Annotated in this window: 16 protein-coding genes; 6 read left to right on the plus strand and 10 right to left on the minus strand. The window is 62.0% G+C overall.

What is annotated here, in order from left to right:
* Positions 1–33 precede the first annotated feature (33 nt).
* The 4 genes from glpD to J5M58_RS05145 all read right to left on the minus strand — a co-directional run bounded on the left by glpD (position 34) and on the right by J5M58_RS05145 (position 5,148).
* Complete coding sequence (gene glpD / locus J5M58_RS05130) at positions 34–1,572, minus strand: glycerol-3-phosphate dehydrogenase (protein WP_207877363.1); 1,539 nt, start codon at positions 1,570–1,572, stop codon at positions 34–36.
* 173 nt (positions 1,573–1,745) lie between these two features.
* Positions 1,746–2,501 carry a DNA-binding transcriptional repressor GlpR gene (gene glpR, locus J5M58_RS05135; RefSeq protein ID WP_046614760.1) on the minus strand — a complete coding sequence of 252 codons (756 nt, stop codon included), beginning with the start codon at positions 2,499–2,501 and terminating at the stop codon, positions 1,746–1,748.
* A 243-nt stretch (positions 2,502–2,744) separates the two neighbouring features.
* Positions 2,745–4,244: a glycerol kinase GlpK gene (gene glpK / locus J5M58_RS05140; RefSeq protein ID WP_112250594.1), complete on the minus strand. Its 1,500-nt coding sequence runs from the start codon at positions 4,242–4,244 to the stop codon at positions 2,745–2,747.
* Between the two features lie 52 nt (positions 4,245–4,296).
* Positions 4,297–5,148: an MIP/aquaporin family protein gene (locus tag J5M58_RS05145; protein WP_112250595.1), complete on the minus strand. Its 852-nt coding sequence runs from the start codon at positions 5,146–5,148 to the stop codon at positions 4,297–4,299.
* A 302-nt stretch (positions 5,149–5,450) separates the two neighbouring features.
* Between J5M58_RS05145 and ybaK the strand changes: the two genes are divergently transcribed.
* Positions 5,451–5,921 carry a Cys-tRNA(Pro) deacylase gene (gene ybaK / locus J5M58_RS05150; RefSeq protein WP_105945838.1) on the plus strand — a complete coding sequence of 157 codons (471 nt, stop codon included), beginning with the start codon at positions 5,451–5,453 and terminating at the stop codon, positions 5,919–5,921.
* Between the two features lie 137 nt (positions 5,922–6,058).
* On the opposite strand, the gene J5M58_RS05155 is transcribed toward ybaK, so the two are convergent.
* Together J5M58_RS05155 and argF are read right to left on the minus strand one after the other, a co-directional pair.
* Positions 6,059–7,168: an ABC transporter ATP-binding protein gene (locus J5M58_RS05155; RefSeq protein WP_025340392.1), complete on the minus strand. Its 1,110-nt coding sequence runs from the start codon at positions 7,166–7,168 to the stop codon at positions 6,059–6,061.
* On the minus strand, positions 7,165–8,085 hold the full coding sequence (argF, locus tag J5M58_RS05160; protein ID WP_112250596.1) for an ornithine carbamoyltransferase: 921 nt from the start codon (positions 8,083–8,085) through the stop codon (positions 7,165–7,167). Before argF ends, J5M58_RS05155 begins: the two co-directional genes overlap by 4 nt.
* 397 nt (positions 8,086–8,482) lie before the next feature.
* On the opposite strand from argF, the gene J5M58_RS05165 reads away from it, so the two are divergent.
* Both J5M58_RS05165 and grxD read left to right on the plus strand, forming a co-directional pair.
* Complete coding sequence (locus J5M58_RS05165; RefSeq protein WP_112250597.1) at positions 8,483–10,591, plus strand: molybdopterin-dependent oxidoreductase; 2,109 nt, start codon at positions 8,483–8,485, stop codon at positions 10,589–10,591.
* A gap of 91 nt (positions 10,592–10,682) precedes the next feature.
* Positions 10,683–11,018, plus strand: coding sequence for a Grx4 family monothiol glutaredoxin (grxD, locus tag J5M58_RS05170; protein WP_003254949.1), 336 nt, complete (start codon positions 10,683–10,685; stop codon positions 11,016–11,018).
* Between the two features lie 56 nt (positions 11,019–11,074).
* Here the strand turns inward: grxD and bfr are convergent, their stop codons facing one another.
* Positions 11,075–11,548 (minus strand): bacterioferritin, encoded by a 474-nt coding sequence (bfr, locus tag J5M58_RS05175; protein WP_003258014.1) that lies wholly within the window; start codon positions 11,546–11,548, stop codon positions 11,075–11,077.
* A gap of 201 nt (positions 11,549–11,749) precedes the next feature.
* Positions 11,750–11,968: a bacterioferritin-associated ferredoxin gene (locus J5M58_RS05180; protein WP_003254947.1), complete on the minus strand. Its 219-nt coding sequence runs from the start codon at positions 11,966–11,968 to the stop codon at positions 11,750–11,752.
* Between the two features lie 224 nt (positions 11,969–12,192).
* On the opposite strand from J5M58_RS05180, the gene J5M58_RS05185 reads away from it, so the two are divergent.
* Positions 12,193–12,795 (plus strand): peroxiredoxin, encoded by a 603-nt coding sequence (locus J5M58_RS05185; protein WP_003254945.1) that lies wholly within the window; start codon positions 12,193–12,195, stop codon positions 12,793–12,795.
* Positions 12,796–12,953: 158 nt separating this feature from the next.
* On the opposite strand, the gene rnt is transcribed toward J5M58_RS05185, so the two are convergent.
* Together rnt and pyrC are read right to left on the minus strand one after the other, a co-directional pair.
* A complete protein-coding gene (gene rnt / locus J5M58_RS05190; RefSeq protein WP_003258010.1) occupies positions 12,954–13,628 on the minus strand; it encodes a ribonuclease T in 675 nt (224 codons plus the stop codon).
* On the minus strand, positions 13,625–14,671 hold the full coding sequence (gene pyrC / locus J5M58_RS05195; RefSeq protein ID WP_112250598.1) for a dihydroorotase: 1,047 nt from the start codon (positions 14,669–14,671) through the stop codon (positions 13,625–13,627). Before pyrC ends, rnt begins: the two co-directional genes overlap by 4 nt.
* Before the next feature lie 130 nt (positions 14,672–14,801).
* Between pyrC and J5M58_RS05200 the strand changes: the two genes are divergently transcribed.
* Positions 14,802–15,719, plus strand: coding sequence for an OmpA family protein (locus J5M58_RS05200; RefSeq protein WP_112250599.1), 918 nt, complete (start codon positions 14,802–14,804; stop codon positions 15,717–15,719).
* Between the two features lie 273 nt (positions 15,720–15,992).
* Positions 15,993–17,210, plus strand: a complete 1,218-nt coding sequence (locus J5M58_RS05205) for an argininosuccinate synthase (RefSeq protein WP_112250600.1) — start codon at positions 15,993–15,995, stop codon at positions 17,208–17,210.
* Positions 17,211–17,244: the final 34 nt, after the last annotated feature.

The raw sequence follows: 17,244 nt of genomic DNA on the forward strand, positions 1-17,244 counted from the left end.
GCCCCGCGCCTGAAGGCTGCGAGGCGGCACCGATCAGGCCGCTTGGATGCGTGCCTGATCTTGTCCGCGTTGTTGCAGATACTCCCTGAGTACTTGCTGTTCGCTGGCGCTGGTGAACAGCCCCAGCTTGGTGCGGCGCCAGAGAATGTCTTCGGCGTCGCATGCCCATTCTTCGTTGCACAGGTAGTCCACTTCGCGGCTGAACAAGCCACCGCCAATCGACTGGCCGAGATCTTCAGGCCCATGCACGCCATCCAGCAGGCGCCAGACGCGGCTGCCGTAGGTAACTGCCCAGCGTTTGGCGATGTCTACCGGCAACCAGCCACAGCGCGCCAGGATGGCGTCGACAAGGGCCTGGACGGTGGTCATGTTTTCACCTCCGGGAAGCGCGGCCTCAGCTGTCCAGCTGCCTCGCATCTGGGTAAAGAACGGCTTCAGCTCGCCCATGGCCGACTCGGCCAGCTTGCGGTAGGTGGTCAGCTTGCCGCCGAACACCGACAGCAAGGGTGCCTGGCCTTCGCCTGCGGACAACGCCAAGGTGTAGTCGCGAGTGACCGCGGAGGGGTTGTCCGACTCATCGTTGCACAGCGGGCGAACGCCTGAGTAGGTGTGCAGGATATCGCTGCGGCTCAACTGGTGATTGAAGTGCTGGTTCACTACATTCAGCAGGTAGTCGGTTTCCTGCTCGGTGATCGCCACCTTGGCCGGGTCGCCGCTGTATTCGCGGTCGGTGGTGCCGATCAGGGTGAAGCGGTCGAGGTAGGGGATGCAGAAAACGATGCGCTGGTCTTCGTTCTGCAGGATGTAGGCATGTTCGCCTTCGTACAGGCGCGGCACGATGATGTGGCTGCCCTGGATCAGGCGGATGCCGTAAGGCGCGTCGAGTTTGAGGTCGTCCTTGATGAAGCTGGCGACCCAGGGGCCGGCGGCGTTGACCAGGGCGCGGGCGCGAATGCTCTGCAAGCTGCCGTCGGCATGCTGCAGTTCAACCTGCCACAGGCCATCTGAACGCTCGGCGCGCAGGCAGCGGGTACGGGTACGAATCTGCGCGCCATGTTCGCGGGCAGCCATGGCGTTGAGCACTACCAGGCGAGCGTCGTCCACGGCACAGTCGGCGTACTCGAAGCCGCGGGTGATCGCCGGCTTGAGCGGGTAGCCCGGGCCGAAGCGCAGGCTGCGCGAGGCGCCCAGGCGCTTGCGCTTGCCCAGGTGGTCATACAGGAACAGGCCGGCGCTGATCATCCAGGCCGGGCGCAGGTGCGGGCGGTGCGGCAGCACGAAGCGCATTGGTTTGACGATATGCGGGGCCTTGGCCAGCAGCACTTCGCGCTCGGCCAGCGCTTCACGCACCAGGCGGAACTCGTAGTGCTCCAGGTAGCGCAGGCCGCCGTGGATCAGTTTGCTGCTGGCCGACGAGGTGTGCCGGGCCAGGTCGTCCTTTTCGCAGAGAAATACCTTGAGGCCACGCCCGGCGGCGTCGGCAGCGATGCCCACGCCATTGATGCCGCCGCCGATCACGACGAGGTCATAGCAGTCGGCGACTGGGGGCTGGGACGAAACGGGCTGGGACACGGGCAAGGCCTCCTGGGGCTGTTCACATCGAATATGAACATTGATGTTCGTTTTCGAAAATACTAGCGCAACAGAAAGCCGGTCGCCAGTCAGTCTTTATAGAAAAAACTGATCAGATGACAATAAAGTGAACATTTACGAAAATGGCGGGCCGCTTACAGCCCGCTGGCGGCTCAAACTACTTCGAGGCGTATCTTGTATTGGTTCAGCAGCTGGGTGAGGGCTGGTGTTGGCGCCTGGTCGGTCACCAGGCAGTCGACCAGGCTGATCGAGCCCATGCGCACCATGGCGTTGCGCCCGAACTTGCTGGAGTCGGCAGCAAGGATCACTTGTCGGGCATTGGCGATGATCGCCTGGGACACCCGCACTTCCTGGTAGTCGAAATCGAGCAGGCTGCCATCTTCATCGATGCCGCTGATGCCCACCAGGGCGAAGTCGACCTTGAACTGGTTGATGAAGTCGACACTGGCCTGGCCGACAACGCCGCCATCACGGCGCACCGTGCCACCCGCCACCAGCACTTCGAAATCGTCCTTGGCAGCAAGGATCGCGGCGACGTGCAGGTTGTTGGTGATGACCTTCAGGTGGTTGTGGTTGAGCAGCGCCCGGGCGATGGATTCGGTGGTGGTGCCGATATTGATGAACAGCGAGGCATGGTCGGGAATCTGCCGGGCCACGGCTTCGGCGATGCGTTGCTTTTCGTCACGCATCTGGTCGGCGCGCATGGCGTATGCGGTGTTCTCGATGCTCGAGTCGTAGGCCGCGCCCCCGTGGTAGCGACGTAGCAGGTTGAGCTCGGCCAACTGGTTGATATCACGGCGGATGGTTTGCGGTGTAACGACGAACAGCTGCGCCATTTCTTCGATACTGACGTAACCGCGTTCGCGCACCAGTTCGAGGATTTGTTGTTGGCGAGGGGGCAGATTCATGGGCGGTCCTTTGGGGCTGCCGGACAAATGCTGCAATGATGCCGTAGGACGGGGATTACGACCAGTAGACTAACAGGCCCGTTGCTTCACGCGGTCCTTGCTGCGGCGCTCGTCATGCACAAAACCCAAAAGCTGTACTGGTCCCTGTGGGAGCGGCTTCAGCCGCGAACACCGGCGCAGCCGGTGCCATCTTCGCGGGTAAACCCGCTCCCACAGGATTTGGGCAAGCTTGCGCGCCGGGCATCAGGCCTCGTGATCTTCCCAGTCACGGGTACGGTCCACTGCCTTCCTCCAGCCGGCATACAGCTTCTCTTTCTGCGTTTCATCCAGCTGCGGGCTGAACTCGCGCTCGATGATCGCCTTGTCGCGCAGTTCGTCCAGGCCGCTCCAGAAACCACAGGCCAGGCCTGCCAGGTAGGCCGCACCCAGCGCCGTGGTTTCGCGCATCTTCGGCCGCTCCACGCAGGTGCCCAGGATGTCGGCCTGGAACTGCATGAGGAAGTTGTTAGCCACCGCACCGCCGTCCACGCGCAGCTCGGACAGGCGTTGCCCGCAGTCCTGCTGCATGGCGTCGAGCACATCGCGGGTCTGGTAGGCGATCGATTCCAGTGCGGCGCGGATGATGTGGTCCACCTTCACGCCACGGGTCAGGCCGAACAGTGCGCCACGGGCATACGGGTCCCAGTACGGTGCACCCAGGCCGGTGAAGGCGGGCACCAGGTATACGCCGTTGCTGTCCTTGACCTTGCTGGCGAAGTATTCGGTATCCAGTGCGTCGTTGACGATCTTCAGTTCGTCACGCAGCCACTGCACGGTGGAACCACCGTTGAACACCGCGCCCTCCAGCGCGTAAGCCACTTCGCCTCGGGGGCCGCAGGCAATGGTGGTGAGCAGGCCATGGGACGATTTCACCGCCTGATCGCCGGTGTTCATCAGCAGGAAGCAGCCGGTGCCATAGGTGTTCTTGGCCTGGCCCGGCTCCACGCACATCTGGCCGAAGAGTGCCGACTGCTGGTCACCGGCGATACCGGCAATGGCGATGCCGCTCTTGGTGTGGCCGTATACCTCGGAAGAAGGGCGTACCTCGGGCAGCATCTGCCGTGGGATACCGAGGATTTCCAGAAGCTTGTCGTCCCATTGCAGGCTGTGGATGTTGAACATCAGCGTGCGCGAGGCGTTGGTGTAGTCGGTGACATGTACCTTGCCACCGGAGAACTTCCAGATCAGCCAGGTATCGATGGTGCCGAACAGCAGTTCGCCGCGCTCGGCGCGTTCGCGGGCACCCTCGACATTGTCGAGGATCCACTTCAGCTTGGTGCCGGAGAAGTACGGGTCGGTGACCAGGCCAGTGGCTTCGCGAATGTAGTCTTCATGGCCGTCGCGCTTGAGCTGCGCGCAGATTTCGGTGCTGCGGCGGCACTGCCAGACGATGGCGTTGTACACCGGACGGCCGGTTTCCTTGTCCCACACCACGGTAGTTTCACGCTGGTTGGTGATACCCAGTGCCGCGACTTGGGCATGGCTGATGCCCGCCTGGGCCAGGGCCTCGACCATGGTCGCGCTCTGCGTGGCGAAGATTTCCATCGGGTCGTGCTCGACCCAGCCCGCCTGCGGGTAATGCTGGGCGAACTCGCGCTGGGAGGTGCCCACCACATTGGCGTCGCGGTCGAAAATGATGGCCCGCGAACTGGTGGTGCCCTGGTCCAGGGCGATGATGTAGTTCTTATCCTGGGTGTCTGTCATGGTCGTAGGCCTTGCGAAAATAGGGGGGTCAGGGCTGGGCGTGATGCCGGCGTCAATTGACTTGAGTATCGCCCTGGCGATTGTCATTTGTCTCAGGGTTCACAGCGGCTGCCATTGGCAGGTTGCGGGCGATCAAGCCGCGATAGGTCGCGGCGCCCAGGCAGGCGCCAAGGATCGGTGCGAACACTGGAACCAGGAAATAAGGCATGTCCCGACCGCCAGTGAAGGCGATTTCGCCCCAACCGGCCAGGAAGGTCATGAGTTTTGGCCCGAAATCGCGTGCCGGGTTCATGGCAAAGCCGGTCAACGGGCCCATGGCGCTGCCGATCACGGCGATCAGCAGGCCGATCAGCAGTGGGGCCATGGCGCCGCGCGGCAGACCGTTGTTGTCGTCGGTCAAGGCCATGATCACGGCCATCAGGATGGCGGTGATGATCACTTCGACCAGGAACGCCTGGCCGGTGGATAACGATGGGTGCGGGTAGGTGGAGAACACCGAGGCCAGCTCCAGGCTGGCTTCGCTACCGCGCAACATGGCATGGGCCTGTTCGAAATCGAAGAACAGGTTGCTGTACAGCGTATAGACCAATGCTGCGCCACAGAACGCGCCGCACACCTGGGCCAGCATGTAGAAGGGCAGCTTGCGCTTGTCGAAGCCGGCGAACAGGGTGAGGGCGATGCTCACCGCCGGGTTCAGGTGCGCGCCGGAAATCCCGGCGGTCAGGTAGATCGCCATGCTGACGCCCACGCCCCAGATGATGCTGATTTCCCACAGGCCGAAGCTGGCGCCCGCGACCTTGAGCGCGGCGACGCAGCCGGTACCGAAGAAGATGAGCAGTGCAGTGCCGAGGAACTCGGCCAGGCATTGGCTGGAAAGCGCAGGTTGGCGTAGAGCAGTCGTCATGTATGACCTCGTTTTTTTTGTTGTGAGGCGCGTGGCGCTCGACAGCAAAGCCCGGAGTCTATCCCCGTTGACCCCAGGCAGATGTAGGAATTGCACCTTAAAAGTGCACCATTTATTCAGAAACGAAAAAATATAGACAAGAAACGCTGATGTCAAAGGTCGAAAGTGAACGGTCGGTCACGATCTGGATGCTGATTTCAGGTGCGGATCCGCGTACTAGAGGCGCGCAATTGCGGTGCGCTGGCTGCGGTGTGGGAATTGTCCTAAAGTAGCCGCCGAGCTGTCCCGACCGGAGCCCCTGCATGACCCCCGCCCTAGACCTGTTGAAGAAACACCGTGCCGAGCACCGTGTGCACAGTTACGAACATGACCCAAAATCGGCGTCATATGGCCTTGAGGCGGCGGAAAAGCTCGGTCTCGACCCGCAGCAGGTATTCAAGACCTTGCTGGCGAGCAGCGAGAAGGGAGAATTGCTTGTGGCGGTGGTGCCCGTGGTGGGTACGCTGGACCTCAAGGCCCTGGCCCATGCCGCGGGCGTGAAGAAGTGCGAGATGGCCGACCCGGCGGCGGCACAGCGGGCCACGGGGTACCTGGTAGGGGGGATCAGCCCGCTGGGGCAGAAGAAGCGCCTGCGCACCTTTATCGATGACTCGGCGCAGAACTTTGCAACCATCCATGTCAGCGCCGGGCGGCGTGGCTTGGAAGTGGAATTGGCGGCCGTAGTGCTGGCCGAGCACACCCAGGGCAAGTTTGCCGGGATCGGTAGAGGCTGAGAATCTTGGGGCTGCTTTGCAGTCCATCGCCGGCAAGCCAGCTCCCACAGGTACAGCGTTGCCTTCAGGGCATGTGGTGATTCTGTGGGAGCTGGCTTGCCGGCGAAAGGGCCGCAAAGCGGCCCCAAAATTTCGAATCAGGTCGCCGAGCTGTACCGGCGCACGCCGTTCTCCTGCCGCGGCAACTGCGCCGCCACGCTGCCCGGGACCGGGAACAGCACCAGGTGATCGGCCTTGACCGCAATTCCCACATCCTCACCGACCTGATGGTCGTTATGGCTAGGGAAGATCGCCTCCAGCTGGCTGCCGGTCGGCAACTGCAGGCGGTACAGGGTCGATGCTCCAAGGAAGCTCTTGCCGACGATGTTCGCCTGCAGCGCACTGCCCGGTGCATGGACGATATCGTCAGGGCGCAGCAGCACATCCACCGAGCTGCCCGGCGCCATGATGTAGGCACGGTTGCCGCGCAATTCACCCAGCTCGGTATTGACCGCCTCGTGGCTGATCATCTGCCCACGGATGAAATACCCCTGGCCAATGAAGCTGGCCACGAACGGCGTCTGCGGCTCGTGGTAAAGGTTGTAGGGTGTGTCCCATTGTTCCAGGCGGCCTTCCTTGAAAACGCCGACCTGGTCGCTGACGGCAAAGGCCTCTTCCTGGTCATGGGTCACCAGGATGGCGCTGGTGCCGCGGCTCTTGAGAATGTCGCGAACCTCATGGCTCAGGCGCCGGCGCAGTTCCACGTCGAGGTTGGAGAATGGTTCGTCGAGCAGCAGCAGTTGCGGCTCCGGTGCCAGTGCACGGGCCAGGGCGACCCGTTGCTGTTGGCCGCCGGACAGTTCATGCGGGTAGCGCCCGCCCAGGCCGCCCAGCTTGACCAGCTCGAGCATCTCTTCGATGACCTCGGCCTGGCGCGGGTGCTTGGCGATGCCGAAGGCAATGTTCTGCGCCACGGTCAGGTGCGGGAACAGCGCGTAATCCTGGAACACCATGCCGATGCGGCGCTTTTCCGGGGCCAGGGTGAAGCCGGCCCGGGAAATGACCTCGCCGGCCAGCTGGATCTCGCCGTCGTGCACGGGTTCGAAACCGGCGATGGCGCGCAGGGTAGTGGTTTTGCCGCAACCGGATGAACCCAGCAGGCAACCGATGTCGCCTGCGTTCAGGTGCAGATTGAGGTTCTGGACGATGCGCTGGTCGCCATAGCCGCAGGCGAGGTTGCGCAGGTTGAGCAGTAGGGGTTGACTCATGCGTGGTGGTAAGCCGGTTCTACAAGGAATTCGAGAAGGGCCTTCTGTGCATGCAGGCGGTTTTCAGCCTGGTCCCAGGCGACCGAACGTGGGTCGTCGAGCAGGTCATGGCTGATTTCCTCACCACGGTGGGCTGGCAGACAGTGCATGAACAGGGCGTCGGGTGCCGCCAGGTCGAGCAGTTCGCGGGTGACCTGGTAAGGCGCGAAATGCGCCAGGCGCCGTGCAGTTTCCTCCTCCTGGCCCATGGAAGTCCAGACATCCGTGGTCACCAGATGGGCGCCGCGCACGGCTTCCTTCGGGTCACGCACGATCTGCACGTGCTCACCACCAATGGCCATGAAGCGTGGGTCCGGCTCGTAGCCTTCCGGGCAGGCGATGCGCAGCTGGAAGTCGAACTGCCTGGCTGCCTCGATGTACGAGTTGCACATGTTGAAGCCATCACCGATCCAGGCGACGGTCTTGCCCTGGATCGAGCCGCGATGTTCGAGGAAGGTCTGCATGTCGGCCAGCAGCTGGCATGGGTGCGACTCGTCGGACAGCGCGTTGATCACCGGCACACGCGAATTGGCGGCGAATTCGGTCAGGGTGCTGTGGGCGTGGGTACGGATCATCACCACATCGAGCATGCTCGACAGCACGATGGCGCTGTCGCCGATCGGCTCGCCACGGCCCAGCTGGGTGTCGCGCGGGGACAGGAAGATGGCCTGGCCGCCGAGCTGGATCATGCCGGCCTCGAACGACACGCGGGTACGGGTCGAGGACTTCTCGAAGATCATGCCCAGCACGCGGTTCTTCAGGGGCTCGAACAGCACGCCTCGCTTGCGCAGGTCCTTCAGCTCGATGCCGCGGCGGATCACACCGAGCAATTCGTCGGTGGTGAAGTCCAGCAGGGAGAGAAAGTGCCTAGCGCTCATGATTGACTACCTTATCTGCAACTGTATGCAGGTCGACCGTATGGTTTTTTTTGACAACGGGAGTGACCTGCGGCGTAAGCCGCACGGGGGCGGACGAAATAGGGAAAGGCGCAATACTATAAGTAAATGTCGCCTGAAGCCAAGAGGGGAAACAGCTGCCCAGTATCAAAGGGTGTTGCAAAGGGTGTCTTTACCCGACGGGCAGTGCTGTTTTTTATTTGCTACAGAGGGTTGTACACGGCTTGCCGGCAATTTGGCAAATGGCTGTCGCAAATCGTGTGCCTGATGTCGGTGGATTCACGCCACGAAGCGCGCTGGCCGGTGGCCGGTGCTGGGCGCATAGTCGATGTTCGACAACCCTCTACACATCCTCCATAACAACAAGGCAGAGGCGGCCATGACCAAGACCCTGCATCACCGTGCCTGTCACCTGTGCGAAGCGATCTGTGGGCTGAACATCGAAGTCAGCCATGACGTCGACGGGCGGGCGCTGATCAGTTCGATCAAGGGCGACCCCCAGGACCCGTTCAGCCGTGGCCATGTCTGCCCAAAGGCCGTGGCTTTGCAGGACATCCAGAATGACCCCGACCGCCTGCGCCAACCGCACAAGCGGGTGGGCGAGCATTGGCAGGCCATCGGCTGGGACGAAGCCTTTGCCCTGGCCGCCGACAGGCTGTGGGCGATCCAGCGGGCCCGTGGGCGCAATGCCGTGGCGGTGTACCAAGGCAACCCGAGCGTGCACAACTACGGCCTGATGACCCACAGCAACTACTTCCTGGGCCTGTTGAAAACCCGCAACCGCTTCTCTGCCACCTCGGTGGACCAGTTGCCGCAGCACCTGGTCAGCCACCTGATGTACGGCCATGGCCTGCTGCTGCCGATCCCGGACATCGACCAGACCGGTTTCATGCTGATCCTTGGCGGCAACCCGCTGGCATCCAACGGCAGCATCATGACCGTGCCGGATGTGGAAAAACGACTGAAAGCCCTGCAGGCCCGGGGTGGGCGCCTGGTGGTGGTGGACCCGCGACGCAGCGAAACAGCGGCGATGGCCGACAGTCACCTGTTCATTCGCCCTGGAGGGGATGCGGCCTTGTTGTGTGGCTTGCTCAATACCCTGTTCGCTGAAGGCCTGGCGCGCGGCTCGCACTTGCCGGTCGCCGGCCTGCAGCAGGTGCGCGAAGCGATCGCGCCGTTCAGCGCGGAGGCCATGAGTGGGCACTGTGGCATTGCCGCGACAGACATCCGCCAGCTGGCACGGGACTTCGCCGCGGCCGACAGGGCGGTGTGCTACGGCCGCATGGGGGTTTCGACCCAAGCCTACGGCACCCTTTGCCACTGGCTGGTGCAACTGATCAACCTGGTGACCGGCAACCTTGACCGTGAAGGCGGCGCGTTGTGCACCGAGCCTGCCGTCGACCTGGTGGCGACCACCTCGGGTGGCCATTTCAACGCTTGGCAGAGCCGGGTGTCGGGCTTGCCCGAGTACGGCGGCGAACTGCCCGTGGCGGCCTTGGCCGAGGAAATGCTCACACCCGGCGAAGGGCAGGTGCGCGCGCTGGTGACGGTGGCCGGCAACCCGGTGCTGTCCACGCCGAACGGCCGCCAGCTGGATGTGGCGCTGGAGGGGTTGGAATTCATGCTCAGCATCGACCTGTACATCAACGAAACCACCCGCCATGCCGATCTGATCCTGCCCTCCACCTCGGCGCTGGAAAACGACCATTACGACAGCACGTTCAACTTGCTGGCCGTGCGCAACGTGACACGCTTCAATCGGGCGATCCTGGCCAAGCCCGAAGGCGCATTGCATGACTGGGAGATTTTCGTCGGGCTGGCCCAAGCGTTCGCCAAACGCGCCGAGCTGGAATTGAAGCCGACCTGGGCTCCAGCGCAGATGATCGACCTGGCCTTGCGCAAGGGGCGCTATGGTGAAGCGACGCCCTGGCAGTTGTCGCTGGCAGCGCTGGACAAGCACCCGCATGGCCTCGACCTTGGGCCATTGCGTGCCAATCTCGCTGCACGCCTGACGACTGCCAGCAAGGCAGTCGAAGCGGCGCCCCAGGTACTGCTGGACGACCTCGGCCGGCTGGCGCAACAAGCCCCTCCGGCGCCGGGCGAGCTGCTGCTGATCGGCCGTCGTCATGTACGCAGCAACAATTCGTGGATGCACAATTTTCATCGGCTGGTGAAAGGCAAACCGCGACATCAGTTGTTGATGCACCCGCAGGACCTGCAGCAGCGGCAGCTGCAGGACGGCCAGCGGGTTCGTATCCGCTCGCGTACCGGGGACCTTGAAGTCGAGGTGCAGGCCTGCGAGGACATGATGCCGGGTGTGGTCAGCCTGCCTCATGGCTTCGGTCACTCTCGTCAGGGCGTGCACATGCAGATCGCCCAGGCGCAACCTGGCGTGAGCGCCAACGACCTCACCGATGAGCGCCTGCGTGACCAGGTTTCCGGCAATGCGGCCCTCAATGGCGTACCCGTGCAGGTAGAGGCCGCGTAAGGAATGGTAAGGCCGAGCATGCTGCTCGGCTTTCCGTTACAATGCGTCACCGTGCCGACGACCGCGTCGGAAAGTTCAGCCGAGGTGCTACATGGATATCATCGAAACGATCAAAGAGCAGATTGCCAACAACACCATTCTGCTTTACATGAAAGGCTCGCCGAATGCCCCGCAGTGTGGCTTCTCTGCGCGTGCATCGCAGGCCGTGATGGGTTGTGGCGAGAAGTTCGCCTACGTCGACATCCTGCAGAACCCGGAAATCCGTGCGAATTTGCCAAAATACGCCAACTGGCCGACCTTCCCGCAGCTGTGGGTAGCTGGTGAACTGGTCGGCGGCAGCGACATCATGCTGGAAATGTTCGAGAAGGGTGAGCTGCAGACCCTGATCAAGGAAGCGGCTGCCAAGGCCAAGGCTTCCGAGGCCTGATTTCCGGCAGACATAAAAAAACCCGCACATGGCGGGTTTTTTTATGGGGCGAAATTCTATTCTTCGCCCATCTGCGACTGCAGGTAGTTCTCGATACCGATCTTGTCGATCAGCCCCAGCTGGGTTTCCAGCCAGTCGATGTGTTCTTCCTCGGATTCGAGGATGTCTTCGAGCATGTCACGCGAGCCGAAGTCGCCAGCGGTTTCGCAATGGGCGATGGCTGCTTTGAGGTCGACCAGGCCTTTCTGTTCGATCTTCAGGTCGCACTCGAGCATTTCCTTGGTGTGCTCGCCAATCAGCAGCTTGCCCAGGTCCTGGACGTTGGGGATGCCTTCGAGGAAGAGAATACGCTTGATCAGTTTGTCAGCGTGCTTCATCTCGTCGATGGATTCCTTGTACTCGTGCTTGCCGAGTTTGTTCAGGCCCCAATCTTCGTACATGCGTGCGTGCAGGAAGTACTGGTTGATCGCGACCAGCTCGTTTCCGAGGATCTTGTTGAGATGCTGGATGACGCTTACGTCGCCTTTCATGTCGGGTTCCTGCCCTGTAGAGATGTGCCAATACAGGGAAGTTTGAGCCCGATACTTGGGTGTGTCAAACCTAAGTTCTTGAATAATAAATGAAAATTAATGGAAATAAGAATGTTTGTGAACCGCGTTGAAGCGCTAACTTATTGAATTGCAGACATAAAAAAACCGGACGCAAGGTCCGGTTCTTCGAATTCTGGGTTTTCAGGCCGCGGTAAATTCCACGGGGTAGGGCAGGGCTGCCTGGCTGACCTGAAGCTCGGTCAACGTTTCGCGGACCACCTGCTTGGCCACGCAGGCACATTTGCCACACTGGCTGGCGACGTTGGTCGCGGCTCGCACTTCCTTGTAGCTGCAGCATCCTTCATAGATCGCATCGCGGATCTGTCCGTCGGTAACGCCGACACAAAGACACACATACATAAAGGCTGACCATCGTTGGTGGGCTCGATGGAGTGGAGCTTAATGTTAATGAGAATGCTTGTCAAAGTGGTTTCTGAAATGGCCGTGCTTGAGCGACCGGCGGTTGCTTCGTCGTTGGAGTCGGCCTGTCACCAGAAGCCGTGTATGATGGTCAGCCTTTGTTGGATGTCGGGCAAGCCCGTCTGGCCCGGCAAACGGTTTTTCACCCTCATCAGGAGATTACAATGAGCGTACTCGTTGGTAAGAAAGCCCCCGATTTCACCGTGCCGGCCGTGCTGGGCAATGGCGAGATCGTCGACAGCTTCAACCTGGCTTCGGCCATCAAGGGCAAGTACGGCCTGGTGTTCTTCTACCCGCTGGACTTCACCTTCGTCTGCCCGTCCGAGCTGATCGCCCTGGACAACCGCATCCCTGACTTCCAGGCACGCAACGTGGAAGTGATCGGCGTGTCGATCGACTCGCACTTCACCCACAACGCCTGGCGTAACACCCCGGTCAACAACGGCGGTATCGGCCAGGTCAAATACACCCTGGCTGCCGACATGACCCACGAAATCTGCAAGGCCTACGACGTCGAGTCCGAAGGCGGCGTGGCCTTCCGTGGCGCCTTCCTGATCGACACCAACGGTGTTGTCCGTTCGCAGATCGTCAACGACCTGCCTCTGGGCCGCAACATGGACGAGCTGCTGCGCTTGGTCGACGCCCTGCAGTTCCACGAAGAGCACGGCGAAGTCTGCCCTGCCAACTGGAAAAAAGGCGACAAAGGCATGAACGCTTCGCCGGAAGGCGTTGCTGCCTACCTGAGCGAGAACGCTGGCAAGCTGTAATTGCCGCGAGCATGAAAAAACCGGCCCTGGTGGCCGGTTTTTTTGTGCCTTCCTGTGCCGGCCTCTTCGCGGGTAAACCCGCTCCCACAGGAGAGCCACAGGTCTGAGCCAATGTGGATCCTTGTGGGAGCGGGTTTACCCGCGAATGCGATCCCAACTCAGTCGTTGAAGTCGCGCCAGCCGCCCATCTCTTTCCAGCGGTTGACGATGCCGCAGAACAGCTCGGCCGTCTTCTCGGTGTCATAACGCGCCGAGTGCGCCTCACGTCCGTCGAAGTCAATGTCGGCGCTCTGGCAGGCCCGCGCCAGTACGGTCTGGCCATAAGCCAGGCCGGCCAGCGTAGCGGTGTCGAAGCTGGAGAACGGGTGGAACGGGTTGCGCTTCAGGTCATTGCGTGTCACCGCCGCATTGAGGAAGCCCAGGTCGAAGCTGCTGTTGTGGCCGACCAGGATTGCCCGCTTGCAGCCATTGGCCTTGAGCGCCTTGCGTACGCCACGGAAGATGTCGGTCAGCGCGCTTTCCTCGCTGACCGCCATGCGCAGCGGGTGGTCCAGTTTGATCCCGGTGAACTCCAGCGCAGCCGCCTCGATGTTGGCGCCCTCGAATGGCTCCACCCGGTGGAAGTAGGTGTGCTCGGGGAACAGGAAGCCCTTTTCGTCCATGCCGATGGTGACTGCGGCAATTTCCAGCAGGGCATCGGTAGCGCTGTTGAAGCCGCCGGTTTCAACATCCACCACTACCGGCAGATAGCCGCGGAAGCGCTCGGCCATCGGGTGGCGCGAGCCGCTGCTGCCTTGGGTGTCCAGGTCGTCTTCGTAGAGGTCTTCGCTCACGCGTTTTCCTCCAGCAGGCGCCAGCGCAGTTTTTCGCCGGCGCGCAGCGGGACCACGGTCTGCTCGCCAAAAGGCAGGCTGTCCGGGGCGGTCCATTCTTCGCGAACCAGGGTAATGGTGTCGGTGTTGGCCGGCAGGCCGTAGAACGCCGGACCGTGCAGGCTGGCGAAGCCTTCCAGTTTGTCCAGCGCGTTACGCTGCTCGAATGCTTCGGCGTACATCTCGATGGCTGCGTAGGCGGTGTAGCAACCGGCGCAACCGCAGGCGGCTTCCTTGGCGTGACGGGCGTGCGGGGCAGAGTCGGTACCCAGGAAGAACTTCGGGTTGCCGCTGGTGGCTGCGTCAAGCAGCGCCACCTGATGGGTGTTGCGCTTGAGGATCGGCAGGCAATAGAAGTGCGGGCGAATGCCGCCAACCAGCATGTGGTTGCGGTTGTACAGCAGGTGCTGCGCGGTGATGGTCGCGCCGACGTTGGCCGGGGCCTCGGTGACGAACTGCGCGGCATCGCTGGTGGTGATGTGCTCGAACACCACCTTCAGCGTCGGGAAGCGCTCGACCACACGGCGCATGTGCTCGTCGATGAAGCGCTTCTCGCGGTCGAACACGTCGATCTCGCTGCGGGTCACTTCGCCATGCACCAGTAGCGGCATGCCAACTTCCGCCAACGCTTCGATGGCCGGGAAGATGTTGTCGATGCTGGTCACGCCCGAGTCGGAATTGGTGGTGGCGCCGGCCGGGTACAGCTTGGCGGCGTACACGAAACCGCTGGCCTTGGCCGCGCGGATGTCCTCGGGGCTGGTGCGGTCGGTGAGGTACAGCACCATCAGCGGCTCGAAGCGGCTGCCAGCCGGGCGGGCGGCCAGGATGCGCTCACGGTAGGCGCCGGCCTCGGAGGCATTGCGTACCGGCGGAACCAGGTTGGGCATGATGATGGCACGGGCGAAAGTACGCGCCACGTCGCCAACGGTGTGGGGCAGGACGGCACCATCGCGCAGATGGATGTGCCAGTCGTCGGGACGCAGGAGGGTCAGGCGATCGGACATTGGGGATTCCAGGCGGGTCGAACTCAAGCGCCAATGCTACCGGAAAACCCTGGGTGGAGCACGGCTATCAAGTTTTCAGCCAGGCGTCCGATAGCCTGCAGGTAAGCCGTCAGAATTTGTGGAGCCGCCCGTGCGCCAGCGTTACCTAGCCCTGTTGACCCTGTTCGCCAGCCTGCCGGCCGGTGCACTGACCTTCCAGACGCGCATGGAGAACATTGCCTGGAAGGTCGAGGGTGACCAGTTCGAATGCCGGCTGATCCAGCCTATCGACGGTTTCGGCAGTGGCGAGTTCGTGCGCCGCGCGGGCGAGCAGCCGGTGTTCCAGCTGCGCTCGGACAGCAACGTACTGGGTGCGGGCACGGCCACATTGCTGGCAGCTGCTGCACCGTGGCAACCCGGGCGCAGCGACATCAACCTGGGCAGCGTGCGCATGGCCCGCACCGGGCTGTTGTTCAGTTCCTCCCAGGGCCAGGCCAGTCGCCTGATCAATGGCTTGCTCGATGGGCGCAGCACGGTGATACGCAATTACGCCGGCGAGGCGGGCAGGCCGATGGAAGTGCGGGTACTGCCGGTCAGCTTTGCCAAGGCCTACAACGACTATCAGGCCTGTGCCGGCAAGCTGCTGCCGATGAACTACGATCAGGTGCGTCAGACCCAGGTGGGCTTCCCGGGGGGAGGCTTCGAGCTGGATGCCTCGGCCAAGGCGCGGCTGGATGTGATTCTCGACTACATGAAGGCTGACCCGACGGTGAACCATGTCGAGCTCAACGGCCACTCCGACAACAGTGGCAACCGCCTGACCAATCGCGACATGTCGCGCCGCCGGGCACTGGCGGTGGCCGACTACCTCAAGGCCCATGGCGTTCCGGAGGAGCAGATTACCGTGCGTTTCCATGGCGAACGTTACCCGTTGGCCAAGAACAACAGTGCAGCCAACCGGGCGCGTAACCGGCGGGTGAATATCGAACTGGATCGGGTGACGGTGATCGAGAAGCCGGGTGAAAAACCTGTCGAAAAGGCTCCTGAGCCAACGCCTGCCAAGTCATGAAGTCTGCAGGGCTTTCTGTAGGAGCGGCCTTGTGTCGCGATGGGCTGCGCAGCAGCCCCCGGATCTCAGCCAAGCAGCGAAAATTGCCGGGGCTGCTGCGCAGCCCATCGCGACACAAGGCCGCTCCTACACGGCACTTCATACTTTCCGACGGTAAGTCGCCCTTCCGAAAGTTCCTGTCGCTTTGTCGTCAGAAGCTGTCGCCCCACTGTAAATTTATCCGTAACGTCGTTAGAATCGATCCCTTTCCGTACAACCCCGTGGAGTGATGGCATGGCGGACGTAAAAAAGGTCGTACTGGCGTATTCCGGCGGCCTTGATACTTCGGTGATTCTCAAGTGGCTGCAGGATACCTACAACTGCGAAGTGGTGACCTTCACCGCTGACCTGGGGCAGGGCGAAGAGGTCGAGCCGGCTCGTGCCAAGGCCCAGGCAATGGGCGTTAAAGAGATTTACATCGACGACCTGCGCGAAGAATTCGTGCGTGATTTTGTGTTCCCGATGTTCCGCGCCAACACCGTCTACGAGGGCGAGTACCTGCTGGGTACTTCCATCGCCCGTCCGCTGATCGCCAAGCGCCTGATCGAAATCGCCAACGAAACCGGCGCCGACGCCATTTCCCACGGCGCCACCGGCAAAGGCAACGACCAGGTGCGTTTCGAACTGGGTGCGTACGCCCTGAAGCCAGGCGTCAAGGTCATCGCCCCATGGCGTGAGTGGGACCTGCTGTCCCGCGAGAAGCTGATGGACTACGCCGAGAAGCACGGCATCCCGATCGAGCGCCACGGCAAGAAGAAGTCGCCGTACTCGATGGACGCCAACCTGCTGCACATCTCCTACGAAGGCGGTGTTCTGGAAGATACCTGGACCGAGCACGAAGAAGACATGTGGCGCTGGAGCGTCTCGCCCGAGAACGCCCCGGACCAGGCTACCTACATCGAGCTGACCTACCGCAACGGTGACATCGTAGCCATCGACGGCGTCGAGAAGACCCCGGCCACCGTCCTGGCCGACCTGAACCGTATCGGTGGTGCCAATGGCATCGGCCGTCTGGACATCGTCGAGAACCGTTACGTCGGCATGAAGTCGCGTGGGTGCTACGAGACCCCAGGTGGCACCATCATGCTCAAGGCCCACCGTGCCATCGAGTCGATCACCCTGGACCGCGAAGTCGCTCACCTGAAGGATGAGCTGATGCCGAAGTACGCCAGCCTGATCTACACCGGCTACTGGTGGAGCCCGGAGCGTCTGATGCTGCAGCAGATGATCGACGCGTCGCAGGTCAACGTGAACGGCGTGGTACGCCTGAAGCTGTACAAGGGTAACGTCACCGTTGTCGGCCGCAAGTCGGACGACTCGCTGTTCGACGCCACCATCGCTACCTTCGAAGAAGATGGCGGCGCCTACAACCAGGCGGACGCTGCGGGCTTCATCAAGCTCAACGCCCTGCGTATGCGCATTGCTGCCAACAAGGGCCGCTCGCTGCTCTGATCGCTGGCATGTGCAGCAAGAACCCCGGCGCAGG

Source organism: Pseudomonas sp. 32_A, from assembly GCF_017490905.1.
Lineage (GTDB): Bacteria > Pseudomonadota > Gammaproteobacteria > Pseudomonadales > Pseudomonadaceae > Aquipseudomonas > Aquipseudomonas inefficax.

What these genes read in the sequence shown, in the direction of transcription:
- glpR (WP_046614760.1), bottom strand. Translation starts at nt 2,501, where the DNA reads ATGAATCTGCCCCCTCGCCAACAACAAATCCTCGAACTGGTGCGCGAA.
- glpK (WP_112250594.1), bottom strand. Translation starts at nt 4,244, where the DNA reads ATGACAGACACCCAGGATAAGAACTACATCATCGCCCTGGACCAGGGC.
- J5M58_RS05145 (WP_112250595.1), bottom strand. Translation starts at nt 5,148, where the DNA reads ATGACGACTGCTCTACGCCAACCTGCGCTTTCCAGCCAATGCCTGGCC.
- ybaK (WP_105945838.1), top strand. Translation starts at nt 5,451, where the DNA reads ATGACCCCCGCCCTAGACCTGTTGAAGAAACACCGTGCCGAGCACCGT.
- J5M58_RS05155 (WP_025340392.1), bottom strand. Translation starts at nt 7,168, where the DNA reads ATGAGTCAACCCCTACTGCTCAACCTGCGCAACCTCGCCTGCGGCTAT.
- argF (WP_112250596.1), bottom strand. Translation starts at nt 8,085, where the DNA reads ATGAGCGCTAGGCACTTTCTCTCCCTGCTGGACTTCACCACCGACGAA.
- J5M58_RS05165 (WP_112250597.1), top strand. Translation starts at nt 8,483, where the DNA reads ATGACCAAGACCCTGCATCACCGTGCCTGTCACCTGTGCGAAGCGATC.
- grxD (WP_003254949.1), top strand. Translation starts at nt 10,683, where the DNA reads ATGGATATCATCGAAACGATCAAAGAGCAGATTGCCAACAACACCATT.
- bfr (WP_003258014.1), bottom strand. Translation starts at nt 11,548, where the DNA reads ATGAAAGGCGACGTAAGCGTCATCCAGCATCTCAACAAGATCCTCGGA.
- J5M58_RS05180 (WP_003254947.1), bottom strand. Translation starts at nt 11,968, where the DNA reads ATGTATGTGTGTCTTTGTGTCGGCGTTACCGACGGACAGATCCGCGAT.
- J5M58_RS05185 (WP_003254945.1), top strand. Translation starts at nt 12,193, where the DNA reads ATGAGCGTACTCGTTGGTAAGAAAGCCCCCGATTTCACCGTGCCGGCC.
- pyrC (WP_112250598.1), bottom strand. Translation starts at nt 14,671, where the DNA reads ATGTCCGATCGCCTGACCCTCCTGCGTCCCGACGACTGGCACATCCAT.
- J5M58_RS05205 (WP_112250600.1), top strand. Translation starts at nt 15,993, where the DNA reads ATGGCGGACGTAAAAAAGGTCGTACTGGCGTATTCCGGCGGCCTTGAT.